The sequence below is a fragment of the Methylobacterium platani genome (assembly GCF_001653715.1).
Classification (GTDB): Bacteria; Pseudomonadota; Alphaproteobacteria; order Rhizobiales; family Beijerinckiaceae; genus Methylobacterium; species Methylobacterium platani.
The window spans coordinates 93,501-108,453 of the sequence record NZ_LWHQ01000034.1; the positions used below are offsets into that span (position 1 = coordinate 93,501).

General features: G+C 72.3%; 18 protein-coding genes. 7 read left to right on the plus strand and 11 right to left on the minus strand.

Features of this window, described 5'->3' with window-relative positions:
* Positions 1-9 precede the first annotated feature (9 nt).
* From A5481_RS16900 to epmA, 5 genes are all read right to left on the minus strand, one after another.
* A complete protein-coding gene (locus A5481_RS16900; protein WP_048432496.1) occupies positions 10-798 on the minus strand; it encodes a YdcF family protein in 789 nt (262 codons plus the stop codon).
* A gap of 26 nt (positions 799-824) precedes the next feature.
* Positions 825-1,529 carry a ribonuclease activity regulator RraA gene (locus A5481_RS16905; protein WP_048432495.1) on the minus strand — a complete coding sequence of 235 codons (705 nt, stop codon included), beginning with the start codon at positions 1,527-1,529 and terminating at the stop codon, positions 825-827.
* 94 nt (positions 1,530-1,623) lie between these two features.
* Positions 1,624-2,241 (minus strand): glutathione S-transferase family protein, encoded by a 618-nt coding sequence (locus A5481_RS16910; RefSeq protein WP_048432494.1) that lies wholly within the window; start codon positions 2,239-2,241, stop codon positions 1,624-1,626.
* A complete protein-coding gene (locus tag A5481_RS16915) occupies positions 2,217-3,290 on the minus strand; it encodes a lysine-2,3-aminomutase-like protein (RefSeq protein WP_048432493.1) in 1,074 nt (357 codons plus the stop codon). Before A5481_RS16915 ends, A5481_RS16910 begins: the two co-directional genes overlap by 25 nt.
* Positions 3,287-4,381: an EF-P lysine aminoacylase EpmA gene (gene epmA / locus A5481_RS16920; protein WP_048432492.1), complete on the minus strand. Its 1,095-nt coding sequence runs from the start codon at positions 4,379-4,381 to the stop codon at positions 3,287-3,289. The genes A5481_RS16915 and epmA overlap by 4 nt, the downstream gene beginning before the upstream one ends.
* Before the next feature lie 151 nt (positions 4,382-4,532).
* On the opposite strand from epmA, the gene efp reads away from it, so the two are divergent.
* Positions 4,533-5,102 carry an elongation factor P gene (gene efp, locus A5481_RS16925; protein WP_048432491.1) on the plus strand — a complete coding sequence of 190 codons (570 nt, stop codon included), beginning with the start codon at positions 4,533-4,535 and terminating at the stop codon, positions 5,100-5,102.
* Between the two features lie 15 nt (positions 5,103-5,117).
* Here efp and A5481_RS16930 read toward each other — a convergent pair whose 3' ends face one another.
* A complete protein-coding gene (locus A5481_RS16930) occupies positions 5,118-6,122 on the minus strand; it encodes an acetyltransferase domain-containing protein (RefSeq protein ID WP_048432547.1) in 1,005 nt (334 codons plus the stop codon).
* Positions 6,123-6,382: 260 nt separating this feature from the next.
* On the opposite strand from A5481_RS16930, the gene A5481_RS16935 reads away from it, so the two are divergent.
* Complete coding sequence (locus A5481_RS16935) at positions 6,383-7,006, plus strand: cold-shock protein (RefSeq protein ID WP_048432490.1); 624 nt, start codon at positions 6,383-6,385, stop codon at positions 7,004-7,006.
* Positions 7,007-7,102: 96 nt separating this feature from the next.
* Positions 7,103-7,606 carry a DUF192 domain-containing protein gene (locus A5481_RS16940; protein WP_064504066.1) on the plus strand — a complete coding sequence of 168 codons (504 nt, stop codon included), beginning with the start codon at positions 7,103-7,105 and terminating at the stop codon, positions 7,604-7,606.
* A gap of 33 nt (positions 7,607-7,639) precedes the next feature.
* Here A5481_RS16940 and A5481_RS16945 read toward each other — a convergent pair whose 3' ends face one another.
* Positions 7,640-7,855 (minus strand): hypothetical protein, encoded by a 216-nt coding sequence (locus A5481_RS16945; protein ID WP_064504068.1) that lies wholly within the window; start codon positions 7,853-7,855, stop codon positions 7,640-7,642.
* A gap of 213 nt (positions 7,856-8,068) precedes the next feature.
* Between A5481_RS16945 and A5481_RS16950 the strand changes: the two genes are divergently transcribed.
* From A5481_RS16950 to A5481_RS32580, 3 genes are all read left to right on the plus strand, one after another.
* Positions 8,069-8,317 (plus strand): hypothetical protein, encoded by a 249-nt coding sequence (locus tag A5481_RS16950; protein ID WP_048436609.1) that lies wholly within the window; start codon positions 8,069-8,071, stop codon positions 8,315-8,317.
* 78 nt (positions 8,318-8,395) lie between these two features.
* A complete protein-coding gene (locus A5481_RS16955) occupies positions 8,396-9,148 on the plus strand; it encodes a hypothetical protein (protein WP_156312084.1) in 753 nt (250 codons plus the stop codon).
* 4 nt (positions 9,149-9,152) lie between these two features.
* On the plus strand, positions 9,153-9,806 hold the full coding sequence (locus A5481_RS32580) for a response regulator (RefSeq protein WP_082173480.1): 654 nt from the start codon (positions 9,153-9,155) through the stop codon (positions 9,804-9,806).
* 36 nt (positions 9,807-9,842) lie between these two features.
* Here A5481_RS32580 and trhA read toward each other — a convergent pair whose 3' ends face one another.
* The 3 genes from trhA to A5481_RS16975 all read right to left on the minus strand — a co-directional run bounded on the left by trhA (position 9,843) and on the right by A5481_RS16975 (position 12,959).
* Positions 9,843-10,568 (minus strand): PAQR family membrane homeostasis protein TrhA, encoded by a 726-nt coding sequence (gene trhA / locus A5481_RS16965; RefSeq protein ID WP_048436607.1) that lies wholly within the window; start codon positions 10,566-10,568, stop codon positions 9,843-9,845.
* Positions 10,569-10,660: 92 nt separating this feature from the next.
* On the minus strand, positions 10,661-11,755 hold the full coding sequence (locus tag A5481_RS16970) for a COX15/CtaA family protein (protein WP_048436606.1): 1,095 nt from the start codon (positions 11,753-11,755) through the stop codon (positions 10,661-10,663).
* 64 nt (positions 11,756-11,819) lie between these two features.
* A complete protein-coding gene (locus tag A5481_RS16975) occupies positions 11,820-12,959 on the minus strand; it encodes an anhydro-N-acetylmuramic acid kinase (RefSeq protein WP_197514201.1) in 1,140 nt (379 codons plus the stop codon).
* A 129-nt stretch (positions 12,960-13,088) separates the two neighbouring features.
* Between A5481_RS16975 and tyrS the strand changes: the two genes are divergently transcribed.
* The gene (gene tyrS / locus A5481_RS16980; RefSeq protein ID WP_048436605.1) at positions 13,089-14,363 is read left to right on the plus strand and encodes a tyrosine--tRNA ligase; all 1,275 of its coding nucleotides are present in this window, start codon (positions 13,089-13,091) and stop codon (positions 14,361-14,363) included.
* A gap of 171 nt (positions 14,364-14,534) precedes the next feature.
* Here tyrS and A5481_RS16985 read toward each other — a convergent pair whose 3' ends face one another.
* Complete coding sequence (locus A5481_RS16985; protein WP_048436604.1) at positions 14,535-14,831, minus strand: hypothetical protein; 297 nt, start codon at positions 14,829-14,831, stop codon at positions 14,535-14,537.
* Positions 14,832-14,953 lie beyond the last annotated feature (122 nt).

Consider the following 14,953-nt stretch of genomic DNA (forward strand, 5'->3'; position numbering starts at 1 on the left):
TCCGGCGCCTCACGGCCCCGGAAACACCGTCTCCGTGTACCCGGACGCCCGGTACGCCACGAGGCCGAGCCATTCGCGCACCGCGACGTCCAGTTCGAACAACCCGTCTCCCGCCGTCGAGTGGAGCGCGACGGCGCCGGGGCCGGTGCGGTAATCGACCGGATAGGCGGTCGCCGCGAAGCCGGCCTTCCGGAAGCAGCCCATCGCCCGCGGCATGTGCCAGGCCGAGGTGACGAGGAGCCAGCGCTGGCCGGGCTTCGGCTTGACCAGCTCGGCGCTGAAGGCGGCGTTCTCGCGGGTGTTGCGGGAACGGTCCTCGTAGGTGATCCGCTCCGGCGACACGCCGAGGGACGCGGCGTGACGGCGCACGATCGCCGATTCGGACACGGCGCCGTCGCCGGTGAGCCGGCCGGAGCCGCCGGAGAAGACCACGACCGCCTGCGGATGGCGCCGCGCGAGGTCGCCGAGCGCGATCATGCGCTCGCCGGCGTCGTTGACGACGAGCTGGTCGCGGGCGGAAGACAGCCCGGTCTCGACCGCCCCGCCCAGCACCACGATGCCGGCGACCGGGGCGCCGTCGTCGCGGAACTCGGGGAAACGGTTCTCGAGCGGGCCGAAGACCAGGGAGGCCAGCGGCGAGACGCCGCCGACGAGGAGCATGAGCCCGGCGGCGGCGCAGGTCCCGAAGCCGAGATGCGGCCAGCGCAGGCCGAGCCCTGCCCCTGCGAGAACCAGGAGCAGGAGCAGGTTCGACGGCGCCGCGAGGAACCACAGCACCTTCGAGAGCACGAAGAACACCGGGAGGATCCCGGCCCGGATGGGAATCAGGCCTTGTTCGTCTCGGCCTCGTAGCGGGCGCGGGTCTCGGCGTTCGGCGGATAGAGGCCCGGCAGCGGCAGCCCCTTGTCGACCTCGCGCATGATCCAGAGCTCGAGGCGCTCCTGCTCGACGGCGGCGAGCGCCACCTCCTCGGCCAGCGCCGCCGGGATCAGCACCGCGCCGTCGCCGTCCGCCACCACGATGTCGTCGGGATAGACCGCGACGCCGCCGCAGCCGACCGGCTCGCCCCAGCCGACGAAGGTCAGGCCCGCCACCGAGGCCGGGGCCGCGACGCCGGAGCACCAGACCGGCAGGCCGGTGCCGTCCACGCCCTCGCCGTCGCGCACGACGCCGTCGGTGACGAGCGCCGCGACGCCGCGCTTCTTCATCCGGGCGCACAGGATGTCGCCGAAGATGCCGGCATCCTGCACCCCCATCGCGTCGACCACCGCGATGCAGCCCTCGGGCATCGCCTCGATCGCCGCGCGGGTCGAGGTCGGGCTCGACCAGGATTCGGGGGTCGCCAGATCCTCGCGGGCGGGGACGAAGCGCAGGGTGAAGGCCGGGCCGACCACCCGCTGCCCGGCGGCGAAGCGCGGCATCGGCCCGCGCATCCAGCAGCGGCGGATGCCCTTCTTCAGGAGCACCGTGGTGAGGGTGGCGGTGGTGACGGCCTGCAGGGCGTCGAGGAGCGTCTTGTCGAGCGGCATCGGGCCTTCGGGGGCGTGGGGAGGGAAACGGGACCAGACGTAGCCGATCCGGGGCCGGACGGCCACGCCGTCAACGCATGGCCACGGCTGCGGCTCAGCTCAACGGCGGCAGCGCCACGTCGGCCGCCGGCCGCGCCCTGATCCGCTCGTACCATGAGCGCAGCGCCGGCCGCTCGGTGCGCGGCACGTCGAGGTGGAGCCAGCGATGCGCCGCGGCGCCGACCGCGATGTCGGCCGCGGAGAAGCGGTCGCCGACCAGGAACGGACGTCCCATCAGGTGCGCGTCGAGGATCGCCGCGCAGTCCTCGGACGCCGCGACCGAGCGGTCGATGGCGGCCCGGTCGCGCTGCTCGGGCGCGGTGCGCACGGTCTGCCAGAATGCGTCCCGGGTCGAGGGCGTGAACCGGGTCGCCTGCCAGTCGAGCCATTGGTCGACGCGGCCCGCCTCCTGCGGATCCTCCGGCCACAGGCTTCCCGCACCGTGGCCGCGGGCGAGGTAGCGCAGGATCGCGTTCGATTCCCACAGGACGAAGCCGTCCTCCTCCATCACCGGCACGAGGCTGTTCGGGTTGAGCGCGACGTAGTCCGGATCGCGGACCCGCCCGAAGGCGCCGCCGGCCTCGACCCGCTCGTAGGGCAGGCCCAGCTCCTCCAGGCTCCATACCGCCTTCTGCACGTTGACCGAGCTCAGTCGTCCCCAGAGCCTGCGCATGGCGTCTCCTCCTCAGGTCTCGGCGGGTAGGCATGCGCCCGGCCCGTCGGATCGGTGACCGTCCAGCCCGCGGGACCGCCGGTCAGGTAGCCCGGTCCCACCGGCACCTTGCCGTATCCGCCGGGGATGTCGAGGATGTAGGCCGGCTGCGCCAGGCCCGAGACCCGGCCGCGCAAGGATCGCATCAGCGCCTGGCCGTGATCGAGGGTGGTGCGCAGGTGGCCGGTGCCCGGGGCGAGGTCGCCGTGGTGCAGGTAGTAGGGCTTGATCCGGTTCTCGACGAAGGCCCGCATCAGGGCGGCGAGCGTGTCGGGGTCGTCGTTGACCCCGGCGAGCAGCACCGACTGGCTCACCATCGGGATCCCGGCATCGACCAGCCGGGCGATCGCCCCGCGCGCGCCGGCGGTGAATTCCCGCGGATGGTTGGCGTGGAGCGCGACGAACACCGCGCCCCCGAATTCCTTGAGGGCCGCGATCAGGTCGGCGTCGATCCGGCCCGGATCGACGACCGGCACGCGGGTATGGAGCCGCAGCACCCGGACATGCGGGAGGTCCCTCAGCGCGGCGGCGATGCGGCCGAGCCGCCGGGGCGAGAGCACCAGGGGGTCGCCGCCGGTGACCACCACCTCCCAGATTTCCGGACGGTCGGCGATGTAGGCGAGCGCCGCGTCGAGCTCGGCGTCGGTGAGGCTGCCCTGCCCCGCCGGCCCGACCACCTCGCGCCGGAAGCAGAACCGGCAATAGACCGGGCAGACGTGGAGCGGCTTCAGGAGCACGCGGTCGGGATAGCGGTGGACGATGCCGGGCAGGGGCGAGTGGGTGTCGTCGCCGATCGGGTCGGCCCGCTCCTCCGGGGCGGTGACGAGTTCCTCGTCCCGCGGCACGAACTGGCGGCCGATTCCGTCATCCGCCTCGGCGATCAGGTCGGCGATCTCCGGCGTGATCGACACGGCGTAGCGCGCCGCCACCCGCTCGAGCGCCGGGAGCCGCTCCGCCCGGACCAGGCCGTGATCGACGAGGCCGCCCGCGCCGCGGATCGGCCCGCTCACCGGAGATCCTCGGCGCGGGGGTAGTCGGCGCGGGGGTATTGGGCGACGGGCGTCCAGATCACGTCCTCGATCCGGCGCGCGCCGGTGGCCAGCATCACCAGCCGGTCGAAGCCGAGCGCGATGCCGCTCGCCTCCGGCATCCGCGCGAGCGCGGCCAGGAAATCCTCGTCGAGGGGGTAGCGCTCGCCGTAGACGCGCTGCTTCTCGTCCATCTCGGCGGCGAAGCGGCGGCGCTGCTCGTCGGCGTCGGTCAATTCCCCGAAGGCGTTGGCGAGCTCGACGCCGCAGCAATAGAGCTCGAAGCGCTCCGCCACCCGCGGATCGGCGGGGCTCGGCCGGGCGAGCGCCGCTTCCGGAATCGGGTACTCGCACAGGATCGTCGCCCGGCCGCGGCCGAGCGCCGGCTCGACCCGCTCGACCATCACGCGGCTGAACAGGTCGGCCCAGGTGTCGTCGGGGGCGGTGCGGATGCCGGCCGCCGCGAGCGCGGCGGCGAGCGCCTCGCGGTCGGTGCTCGCATCCGGCGCCACCGTCGCCAGGAGGTCGATGCCGGCATGGCGCCGGAAGGCCTCGGCCACGGCGAGGCGCTCCGGAGCCGCGAACGGGTCCGCCTCGATCCCGCGCCAGGCGAAGGTCGCGGCGCCCGCCCGCTCGGCCGCGAGGGCGAGGAGGTCGGCGCAGTCGCGCATCAGGCCGTCATAGGTCTCCCCCGCCCGGTACCATTCGAGCATGGTGAATTCCGGGTGGTGCAGGGCCCCGCGCTCGCGGTTGCGGTAGACCGGGCCGAGGCTGAACAGCCGGGGTTCACCCGCCGCCAGGAGCTTCTTGCAGGCGAATTCCGGCGAGGTGTGCAGGTAGAACGGATGCGGCAGCCCGTCCGGCCCGAGCGCCGTGGTGGCGAAGGCGGAGAGATGCGTCTCGTTGCCGGGCGAGACCTGGAGGGCGCTGGCCTCGACCTCGACGAAGTCGCGCTCCGAAAACCAGGCCCGCAGCGACGCGGCGATGCGGTTGCGGGCCAGCAGCCGCGGCCGGCGGTCGGCATGGACGTGGGGAGCCCACCAGGGCGAGGCGGGGGGCGAGGCGGAGGTCATGGCCGGATCATCGGGTGGCGGGCGACTGGCGGTCGCGCCTGAGATGCGATAGGGCGGGCCGGAAGGCATCCTCTGCCGGCGCGGCGCTCGCAATCCGCGGCTTGGCGGACGCCGCCGCTCTCTGTCAACGCTTCACTCCAGGATTCGCCCCGTGCCGAAGGTCATCGCCAGCTCTCTCCGCAAAGGCAACGTCGTCGACAAGGACGGCCGGCTCTACGTGATCCTCTCCGCCGAGAACATCCACCCCGGCAAGGGCACCCCGGTCACCCAGCTCGACATGCGCCGGATCACCGACGGCGTGAAGGTCTCGGAGCGCTACCGCACCACCGAGCAGGTCGAGCGCGCCTACGTCGAGGACCGGGAGCACACCTTCCTGTACAGCGACGGCGAGGGGTTCCACTTCATGAACCCGGAATCCTACGAGCAGCTCGCGGTGCCGCAGGACGTGATCGGCGACATGGCCCCCTACCTGCAGGAGGGCATGGCGGTGATGCTCTCGACCCATAACGGCGTGCCGCTGGCGCTCGAGCTGCCGCAGCGCGTCACCCTCGAGGTGACCGACACCGAGCCGGTGACCAAGGGCCAGACCGCGTCGTCGTCCTACAAGCCCGCCACGCTCTCGAACGGGGTGCGCACCCTGGTGCCGCCGCATATCGGCACCGGCACCCGCATCGTCGTGATGACGGCGGACGGCGCCTACGTCGAGCGCGCCAAGGATTGATGCCCGAGGGCGGGATCAGCGCCCGCCCACCGCCCGGAAGCAGGTCCGCGACGCCGCGATCGCGCGGGCCTGCTCCTCCGCCGTGAAGCTGCCGCCCATCCGCCACAGGCCCTCCTCGCGCAGGCGTACCAGGGCGCAGCGCGCCGCCACCCGGCAGGCCGCCGCGCCGCCGCCGGCCTCGGCGCAAGTCGCCCGGTAATCGCGCAGGAACTGCGCCTCCCCCGCCCGCGGATGCGGCCCGGTGAGCGCCGCGACCCCGTAGAGCAGCCCGAGCAGCACCGGCTGGTGCACGAGATAGACCGCGAGGCTGTGCCGCCCGGCCGCCGCCGCGAGCCGCCCGATCCGCCGGCGCGGCACCCACGCCCCGAGGCGCGAGGCCGCGAGACGCGGGCCGGCCGCCCGGCCGAGCCCGATCCCGGCGAGCACGCAACCGAACCAGGGACACAGCGGCACGTAGTCGTTCGTGGTCGGCACCACGGAGCCGAGGCCGAGAAAGAGCAGGCCCGGCGCGTCGAGGATGGCCGGCGCCCCGGCCGCCGCGGCGAGCGCCGGCCCGGCGAGGACGAGGGCGGCCCCGACCCAGACCAGCGGCAGCGGCGCCGCGAGCGCCGGCAGCGCCAGCACGCTCGACAGGGCGATGCAGTGCAGGATGCCGAAGAAGATCCACGACTCGGGAAACAGCCACAGCGTCGCGAGCGAGATCGCCCCGGCCGCCGCGGCGATGCGCCCGAGCCGCAGGAGATAGGAGCGCCAGCCGCCGCGGCCCCGCGCCAGGACCAGGCTGATCCCGACCAGCACCAGGAAGCTGCCGGCGATGCCGTGCGCCGCCAGGCGGCCGATGGGCGACAGGGCGGCGTTCTCGGGGGTCAACCGCAGGAAGCCGAGATCCCAGGTCAGGTGGTAGAGGGCCATCGCCAGGAGCGCGACGGCGCGGGCGAGGTCGACGATCGCGAGGCGGCGGACGGGGATCGAGGGGGTCTGAATCGCGGTTCTCCGGGACGGCGTCACGGTCGCCGTCATAGCCGAGCCGGCGGCCCGTGCCGCGCCTGCGGCGAAAACGCGCAGAGGCGGCGGCGGGGCCTGCGAGGGCGCCGCAACCGCAAGGGGGCGCGCCCCGCCGTCTGCCTGCCGGGATTGCAGAATGCGCGCCGGCGAGGCGAATTCGGCGAGGGACATGCCGACGAAGGTGTCTCAACTCGGCGGATTTGGGCTTCCCCGAAGTCATGACTTTGTTAATCTGGCGGTGAAGCGCGCGACGCGATTCGAGTGGGTTGCTTACGATGTCGGACGAGTTCGGTTCAGCCCCGGCCGGGGAACGGCTGGTGGGCGCCTTCGAGGAGGGCGCGCGCGACACCCGGTCCGGGCTCGACGCGACGGCGGATCGCCCGACCGAACTCGTCGAGGTCAGCGGCCGCATCAAGTGGTTCGACGTCGCCAAGGGCTTCGGCTTCATCGTGCCGGACAGCGGCGCGCCGGACGTGCTGCTCCACGTCACCTGCCTGCGCCGCGACGGCCACCAGGGCGCCAGCGAGGGGGCGCGGATCGTGGTCGAGGCGGTGCAGCGCCCCCGCGGCTGGCAGGCCTTCCGGGTGGTCTCCCTCGACCAGTCCACCGCGACCCACCCGGCCGAGCTGCCGATGCCGCGCACCCACGTCACCGTGGTGCCGACCAGCGGGCTCGAGATGGCGGTGGTGAAGTGGTTCAACCGCCTGCGCGGCTTCGGCTTCCTGAGCCGCGGCGACGGCACCCCGGACATCTTCGTCCACATGGAGACCCTGCGGCGCTACGGCATCGCCGAGCTGAAGCCCGGCGAGCACGTCATGGTGCGCTACGGCGACGGCTCGAAGGGCCTGATGGCCGCCGAGGTGCGCATGGCCGAGGGCGGACCGCCGTCGTCGCACTGACCCGCCTCGCCCGACCGATCACATTTTCGATTCGCCTCTGTTTCCGGCGGCGGCTCCCCCATCCCTTTCGCCGGGTCATGCGCTAGCTCACGCCTCATGTCGCTCCGCTTCGCACGGCCTCGGGCCGCTCCGGCTTTCGCCGCCTCGCCGCGCCGGCTCCTCGCCGCGCTCCTGTTCCTGCTCCTCCCGGCCCTGGCCTCGCCGGCCTTCGCCGACGGTCCGTTCGAGCCGCTGACCATCGTCTCGCGCTCCGGCCGCCACACCTTCCAGGTCGAGGTGATGCGCGACGATGCCGGACGGGCGCAGGGGCTGATGTTCCGCCGCGCCATGGCGCCGGACCGCGGCATGCTGTTCGACTTCGAGCGCAACGCCCCGGTGGCGATGTGGATGAAGAACACCTACCTGCCGCTCGACATGCTGTTCATCCGGCCGAACGGCACGGTGGCGCGCATCGCGGCCGATACCGAGCCGCTCTCGACCCGCACCATCGACTCCGGCGAGCCGGTGCTGGGCGTGCTCGAGCTCAACGCCGGCACCGCCGCGCGCCTCGGGCTGCACCCGGGCGACAAGGTCGAGCACCCGCTGTTCCGCGGGCGCTGAGCGAACCGGCGGCCGAGGCCGCCGGATCCCTCGTCAGAAGCCGCGGTTCGAGATGCTCGGGATCGACGGCTGGGTGAAGGCGCGGTTCACGTCGGGCCGGCGCTGCGTCCCGTTGGTGTCGTTGGAGCGCACGTAGTTCTTGGTGTCGAAGGTCTCGGCGAGGCCGGTGCCGCGCGGGTCGCCGGCGCTGGTGCAGGCGGCCGCGAGGCAGGCGAGGGTGAGCGCCGCGGCGGCTTGGAGGAAACGCATGGATCGGTCCTGATTCTCGGGCGGCCGGGCCGGGCTTCCGGCGCCGACGGAGCAGCCGGGGTGCCCGCCTCCCGCCCGGCCGTCAAGGCGGCGACGCCCGCCGCCGCCGCAAACCCCTCCCCTGTGCCCCCCGCGCCGCTCCTGGCGGAATGTGTGGAGGGCCGCGATTCTCCGGCTGGCGGAGTCGGGAGCTTTGCGCGAGAGTCCGGGCCGATGAGCAACGTCGTTCCCCTGCTGCGCCCGCGTCCGGCGCCCGATGCCGCCGCCCGCGCCACCGCGACGGTCGTCTCCGACCTGGTGACGATCGCCGAGCAGCTGCACGACATCGGCGCCCGCGCCGCCTTCCTCGGCCGCCCGCGGGGCGAGACCGAGCGCACGGTGCAGATGGTGCTGGACGCCGTGACGTCGATCGAGCGGGCGCTCGACACGATCACCGACGGCGGGGACTACACGCCGTTCTGAGCTGCGGTCGGCACTCTGCTCGACGGCGGAATGCCAAGCGTACCGTTGCGTCAGATGCGAGACACGGGCAGGATCGCGTTGCCCGACTCCGACGTGAGGTTTGTTTTCGTGCCGATCGAGCGGACGTCATGGCAGGGGCGAGCCGCGGCACGCGACCTGTCACTCGACTCGCTCCAGATAGACCCGTTGGTTTTCGGCCGGGGGTTGCTCACCGATGAGGAGCACGCGCGACGTGTCTCGTCCGCGCTCCTCGCAGGTGCGCCCGATGAAGAGCCTCTGCGCGTTATCTGGAACCACGATGCGGATGACGGCGCCATCGTGATCGTCGCCACGAACTGCCGCGAAACGCAGGACGCGGTCGAGATCGAGCGTCGCTTCTCGCAGCGTGGAGATGGCGCTTGGGATGTCGAACATGCCTATTTCGCGATTTCCAGCCGCTACCAGGGCGGCGGTGGCGCCCGGCGAATGCTGCGGGCGAGCCTCGAAGTCTACGATCGCCTCGACATCGTCCGAATCGACGTTCACGCAAATCTGACCGTCGGAGGCTACGCCTGGGCGCGACTTGGATTCGTTGTGAACGACGCGCGTCACGTTCGCGCGGCCTTGGCGGCAGCGTTCTCGGACGAGCCGGCCTCACCGCTGTTAGGCGCCGCTCAGAGGGCAGCCTGTGCCAGCAGTGACGAAGACCTCATGTACAATCTGGCCTCCCTGACCGGCGCCGATGGAACGCCGCACGGTAAGCGCCTCCTTGCGGGATCGGGCTGGTATGGTCACTTGGATCTGACCAACCCGCGCCATCGCGAGAGGCTGGCCCGCAGCTTCGACGAGTGAGTCCATGCCGCGCAAGACGAAACAGGATCAGGCCGACACCGTCATCGTCTATGAGGCTTCTCCGGGGCGCGCGCCCGCAAGTGCTCACGATGCGGCCGACGAGTTGCTGCCGCCCGAGCACCGCCTCTCCGACGAGGAGCGTGCTCAGCCGGCGCTGACCTGGCTACACCAGGACGCCTCGCACGGGAGGGGAATCCGAGCCGAACGGCGCAGGGAGCGCCACACGCGAACGGAGACAGCATCCCCTCCCCGTGAGGTGACGGAAACGGCCCTGACCGGCACTGTCGTCACGCCTACCTCGATCGCCGTGGTCGTGGAAGACGACGAGGACGCGCGCGGCCTCGCGGCCGCGATCATCGAGGACAGTGGCCTCAAAGTGATTGCGTGCGGCAACGCCGAGGATGCCCTGGAGCAAATGTGCCTCCATGGTTCTAACGTCGCCCTGCTGTTCGCCGATATGGACCTTTCGAGCGGCATGGACGGTGAAGCGCTCGCCCAGATCGTGAGGCGGAACTGGCCGGACACATGCGTGCTGGTGACCTCCCATCGAGACTCCGATGCGGCCCTACCGGATCACGCGGTCTACATGCCGAAGCCGTGGGAACCCGCGGATATGCTGGCAGCCATGATGAACCTGCGGCGTTCAAGATCGGCGTAGGCGTCGCGTGGGCGGATCACCGATACGCCCCCGGGCTCACGCCCCGACGTCGAGCACGCTGCGGAAAACCGCGCCGTAATGGCAGGCCGCCGCCGCCAGCACGAAGCCGTGCCAGATGGCGTTCTGGAACGGCAGGCGCCGCCAGACGTGGAAGATCACGCCCAGCGAGTAGAGCAGGCCGCCGGCGCCGAGCAGCCACAGGGCCGGCGGCGACAGAGCGGCGATGACCGACTCGTAGGCCATGATGCCGCTCCAGCCGAGGGCCAGGTACAGGGCGATCGCCAGCCGGTCGAAGCGCCCGGGCAGGGTCAGCTTCACGGCGGCGCCCGCCGCCGCCACCAGCCAGATCCCGGCGAGCAGGCCGAAGGCGAAGGTGTCGGTGCCGACGAGCGTGACGAGCGGCGTGTAGGTGCCAGCGATCATCAGGAAGATGGTGGCGTGGTCGGCCCGGCGCAGGCGCCATTTCAGCCGGCCGACGGGACACATGTTGTAGGCCGCCGAGGTGCCGAGCATCGCCACGAGCCCGGCGGCGTAGACGCCGACCGCCACCTTCTCGGAGGGGGCGAGGTTCGACAGGGCGGCGCTGATCGTCAGCGCCAGGGCGCCGATCACGCCGAGGCTCACGCCGACCACGTGGACGACGCCGTCGGCCAGCAATTCGCGCGGCGTGTAGGTCCAGGCGAGGCTCAGGGGCCGGCCGTCGGGGGCGAAGCGTGCATTCAAGGCTGGGGACGCGGTCAGGGATTGCTCCTGCACGGACATCGGGCCTCCGCTCTCGGGAGCCGGAAGGGTCCTCCCGGTCGATCCAAGTTAAGCTGGAAGCATGAACGTAGGACGAACGTTCCCGGCCGCGCTCAGACGACGCGCAGGGCGGTCGGCCTCGGCGGGCGGCAGAGCCGGGCATGCGCCGTCGCCATGCCGAGAACCAGCATCGCGGCGACCTGATGCATCAGGCCCGCCCAGAGCGGCACGACGAGCAGCAGCGTGACGATGCCGAGCGTCGCCTGCGCGGCGACGAGGCCGCCGAGCGCCGTGGCCCGCCGCGCCGCGCCGGTGCCCGGTGCGGTGCGCCGGACGTCGACGGCGTGGAGGAGGCTGAGGATCAGCAGCGCGTAGGCGGTCAGCCGGTGGTTGAACTGCACCAGGGTGACGTTGTCGACGAAGTTCTCGATCCACGGCGTGCCGGAGAACAGGCCGGCCGGGACGAGGGCGCCGTCCATCAGCGGCCAGGTGTTGTAGGTCAGCCCCGCCTTTGCGCCGGCGACGAGGCCGCCGAGCGCGATCTGCACCAGCACCAGGGCCATCAGGGCGAGCGCGCTGCCGGAGATCCGGGCCGGCACGACCTCGTCGCGCCGCCGGTCGAGGCCGGAGGCGAGCCAGACGAGGCCGGCATAGATCGCGCTCGCCAGCGTCAGGTGCAGGGCGAGCTTGACCGGCGCGACCGCGGTCATGCCCGGCTGCAGGCCCGACGCGACCATGATCCAGCCGACCGCCCCCTGCAGGCCGCCGAGCACGCCGAGGCCGAGGAGGCTCAGGGACAGGCGCCGGTCGAGCTGGCCGCGCCACCAGAAGAACAGCAGCGGCAGGAAGAACGCGAAGCCGATCAGCCGGCCGAGCAGCCGGTGGCCCCATTCCCAGCCGTAGATGAACTGGAACTCCGACAGGGTCATGCCCTGGTTGAGCAGCCGGTACTGCGGCGTCGCCTGGTACTTGGCGAATTCCTCGGCCCAGGCGTGTCCGGAGAGCGGCGGGATCGCGCCGGTGACCGGCTTCCACTCGGTGATCGACAGGCCGGAGCCGGTCAGCCGCGTCGCGCCGCCGACCGCCACCATCGCCACCACCAGGGCGGCCATGACGAAGAGCCAGGTCCGCACGGCGCGGCGGGACCGGGGGGCCGCCGTGACGGGTGCCGCGTGCGGGGCGAGGCCGAGGGTGGAGGTGCTGCTCATGCGCGCCCGCTTAGCGGTGGGACCGGGCCTCGCGCAACGTCCTGCGGTGCCGCACCGGCCGGCCCTACGCCTCCGGCCGCGCCAGCACCCCGCCGCTGATCGCCTCGCTCACCCCCGTCGTCGACGGGAAGGTGATCGGCAGCCCCTCGATCGAGCGGACCGCCAGGTAGGCGAAGGCCTGGGCCTCCAGGAAGGCCGAGGACCAGCCGATGGCGTCGGCGGTCGTGATCTCGGCGCGCAAGAAGTAGTTGAGCTGGCGCAGCAACTCGCCGTTGCGCGCCCCGCCGCCGGCGACGATCCAGCGGACCGGCGGGTCGGAAGCGTGGTCGAGGGCCCGGGCGACGGCCCGCGCCGTGAAGGCGGTGAGCGTCGCGGCGCCGTCCTCGGTCGAGAGCTGGCCGGCGAGCTTGTGCGAGAACCAGTTGCGATCGAGCGACTTCGGCGGCCGGCGCGAGAAGAACGGGTGGATCAGGAGCCAGGCGAGCAGCGGCTCGTCCGGCCGGCCGCGGGCGGCGGTGCGGCCGTTGTCGTCGAGCGCGTGGCCGGTGCGCTCGCGCATCCAGTCGTCGATCAGCGCGTTGCCCGGCCCGGTATCGAAGGCGAGGATGCGGCCGTCGCGGGCGATCAGGGTCGCGTTGGCGACGCCCCCGATATTGAGGATGCCGAGGCTCTCGGTGAAGCCCGAGGCCTGGGCCAGCGCCCGGTGGAAGACGGGCACCAGCGGCGCCCCCTGCCCGCCCGCCTCGATGTCGGCGTGGCGCAGGTCCGACACCACCTTGATGCCGAGGCGGCGGCTCAAGGCGCCCCCGTCGCCGATCTGCACGCTCATCTTCTGGTCGGGCCGGTGCACCACGGTCTGGCCGTGGAAGCCGACCACGTCGATGTCGGCGGGGGAGAGGCCGTTCTCGGCGAGGAAGTTCTCGACCGCCTCGGCGTGGAGCCGCGTCACCAGCTCCTCGGCCTGGGCGAGGCAGCCCGGTCGCTCGCTGCGCTCGGTCACGGCCTCCGCGTCGATCAGCGCCTGGCGCAGGAGCGCCCGGTCGTCGTCGGAATAGGCGCGGTAGCCCGTCGGGCCCAGGGGCTCGAGGTAGCCGTTGTGGCTGCGCTCGACCCGGATGGTCTCGCCGTCGGTCTCGATGAGCGCGACGTCGACGCCGTCGAGGGAGGTGCCGCTCATCAGCCCGATCGCCCGCCGCATCGTCATGCCGATTAGCCCCCGTGCCTTTCGGGGCCGGCGCTGCTATGGACCGACCCGTTCCGAATCCGACGGAGCTAGCATGGCGGCGCCGCTCTGTCGCGCTGTCGCCCACCCGCGAGACTGATCGAGAGTTCCATGGCCGCGCCCACCGACTTCGCGCCGCGTTCCGACTTCCTCCGCGTCCTCCTGGAGCGCGGCTACGTCCACCAATGCTCCGATTTCGCGGGCGTGGACGAGGCCGCCCGCGAGGGCCGGCTGACGGCCTATGTCGGCTACGATTGCACGGCGCCGTCGCTGCATATCGGCCACCTGCTCTCGATCATGATGCTGCACTGGCTCCAGGCGACCGGCGGCAAGCCGGTGGCGCTGATGGGCGGCGGCACCACCCGGGTCGGCGACCCGTCGGGCCGCGACGAGACCCGCAAGATCCTGACGCTCGACCAGATCGAGGCCAACAAGGCCGAGATCGGCAAGACCTTCTCGCGCTTCCTCGATTTCGGTGCCGGCGCGAACGCCGCGCTGATGGCCGACAACGCCGAGTGGCTGACCACGCTCAACTACATCGAGATGCTGCGCGACATCGGCCGCCACTTCTCGGTCAACCGGATGCTGTCGATGGACAGCGTGCGGCTGCGGCTGGAGCGCGACCAGGAGCTGTCCTTCCTGGAATTCAACTACATGATCCTGCAGGCCTACGACTTCGCCGAGCTGAACCGCCGCTACGGCGTGACGCTGCAGATGGGCGGCTCGGACCAGTGGGGCAACATCGTCACCGGCATCGATCTCGGCCGGCGCCTCGGCACGCCGCAGCTCCACGCCCTGACCTGCCCGCTGGTGACGACGGCGTCCGGCGCCAAGATGGGCAAGACGGCCTCCGGCGCGGTCTGGCTCAACCCGGACATGCTGAGCCCCTACGAGTACTGGCAGTTCTGGCGCAACACCGAGGATGCCGATGTCGGCCGCTTCCTGCGCCTGTTCACCCTGATGCCGCTCGACGAGGTCGCCCGGCTCGAGGCGCTCGGCGGCCAGGAGATCAACGAGGCCAAGAAGGTGCTCGCGACCGAGGCGGCCGCCCTGCTCCACGGCCGCGAGGCGGCGGAGAGCGCCGCCGAGACGGCGCGGCGCACCTTCGAGGAGGGCGCGCTCGCCCAGAGCCTGCCCACCGTCGAGGTCTCCCGCGCGGCGATCGAGGCGGGCCTCGGCGTGCTCTCCGCCTTCGGGCCGGAGCACGCGGCCCTCGTGCCCTCGACCAGCGAGGCCCGACGCCAGGTGAAGAGCGGCGGGCTCAGGGTCAACGACGCGCCCGTCACCGACGAGCGCGCGGTGATCGGCACCGGCGACGTGACGCCGGAAGGCGTGGTGAAGCTGTCCTTCGGCCGCAAGAAGCACGTGCTGCTGCGGGTGGTGTAGAGAATCCGGGGCCCGCCCGGAAACCCTCCCCCCTCCGCGGGGGAGGGTTCGTGCGCGCGGCGTGAAAAGCCCCGCCGCGGCGGGGGCCGGGCGGGGCTCGAAGTCGAGGTCCAGAGATCCGGAGGTTAAGACCACCCCGGGGGCCGGCGCATCCTCCGTTTGCGGGACGAATCAGGCGTGCGGGCGGGCCCGGCGCCGCGGCATCGCCCGTGCCGTGGCCGCAGGCGTGCAACGCTGCCAGCCCCAATGGTCGTAGGGGCCCGTCGCGCGCGCCTCGCACCAGCCCTGGCGACGCAGCGCCGCGGCGGAGCGGTCGCGGTCCTCGCAGGCCTGGTTGGCGAGCGGCGAGGCCGGCAGCGCGCAGGCGGCGTCGGCACGCTGCCAGCGCGCGACGGGGTCGTCGGCCGCGGCGGGCGCGGCGCCCGCGGCGAGGAGCGCGACGAGGAGGAAGGGGCGCAGGGGCGACATCACGCGGGGCCTCGGTGAAGCTCGATGCTGACACTCGATACGATCGATGATCGACGATCGACGATCGTGGCAGGGATCGGACGGATTCGCGCAGTTTCGTCAAGCAGAAACCCGACTTCGCG

Excerpts from the sequence above, each read along its gene's own strand:
- A5481_RS16905 (WP_048432495.1), bottom strand. The coding sequence starts at position 1,529 with ATGCCGCTCGACAAGACGCTCCTCGACGCCCTGCAGGCCGTCACCACC.
- A5481_RS16910 (WP_048432494.1), bottom strand. The coding sequence starts at position 2,241 with ATGCGCAGGCTCTGGGGACGACTGAGCTCGGTCAACGTGCAGAAGGCG.
- epmA (WP_048432492.1), bottom strand. The coding sequence starts at position 4,381 with ATGACCTCCGCCTCGCCCCCCGCCTCGCCCTGGTGGGCTCCCCACGTC.
- A5481_RS16930 (WP_048432547.1), bottom strand. The coding sequence starts at position 6,122 with ATGACGGCGACCGTGACGCCGTCCCGGAGAACCGCGATTCAGACCCCC.
- A5481_RS16935 (WP_048432490.1), top strand. The coding sequence starts at position 6,383 with ATGTCGGACGAGTTCGGTTCAGCCCCGGCCGGGGAACGGCTGGTGGGC.
- A5481_RS16940 (WP_064504066.1), top strand. The coding sequence starts at position 7,103 with ATGTCGCTCCGCTTCGCACGGCCTCGGGCCGCTCCGGCTTTCGCCGCC.
- A5481_RS16945 (WP_064504068.1), bottom strand. The coding sequence starts at position 7,855 with ATGCGTTTCCTCCAAGCCGCCGCGGCGCTCACCCTCGCCTGCCTCGCG.
- A5481_RS16950 (WP_048436609.1), top strand. The coding sequence starts at position 8,069 with ATGAGCAACGTCGTTCCCCTGCTGCGCCCGCGTCCGGCGCCCGATGCC.
- A5481_RS32580 (WP_082173480.1), top strand. The coding sequence starts at position 9,153 with ATGCCGCGCAAGACGAAACAGGATCAGGCCGACACCGTCATCGTCTAT.
- trhA (WP_048436607.1), bottom strand. The coding sequence starts at position 10,568 with ATGTCCGTGCAGGAGCAATCCCTGACCGCGTCCCCAGCCTTGAATGCA.
- A5481_RS16970 (WP_048436606.1), bottom strand. The coding sequence starts at position 11,755 with ATGAGCAGCACCTCCACCCTCGGCCTCGCCCCGCACGCGGCACCCGTC.
- A5481_RS16975 (WP_197514201.1), bottom strand. The coding sequence starts at position 12,959 with ATGACGATGCGGCGGGCGATCGGGCTGATGAGCGGCACCTCCCTCGAC.
- tyrS (WP_048436605.1), top strand. The coding sequence starts at position 13,089 with ATGGCCGCGCCCACCGACTTCGCGCCGCGTTCCGACTTCCTCCGCGTC.
- A5481_RS16985 (WP_048436604.1), bottom strand. The coding sequence starts at position 14,831 with ATGTCGCCCCTGCGCCCCTTCCTCCTCGTCGCGCTCCTCGCCGCGGGC.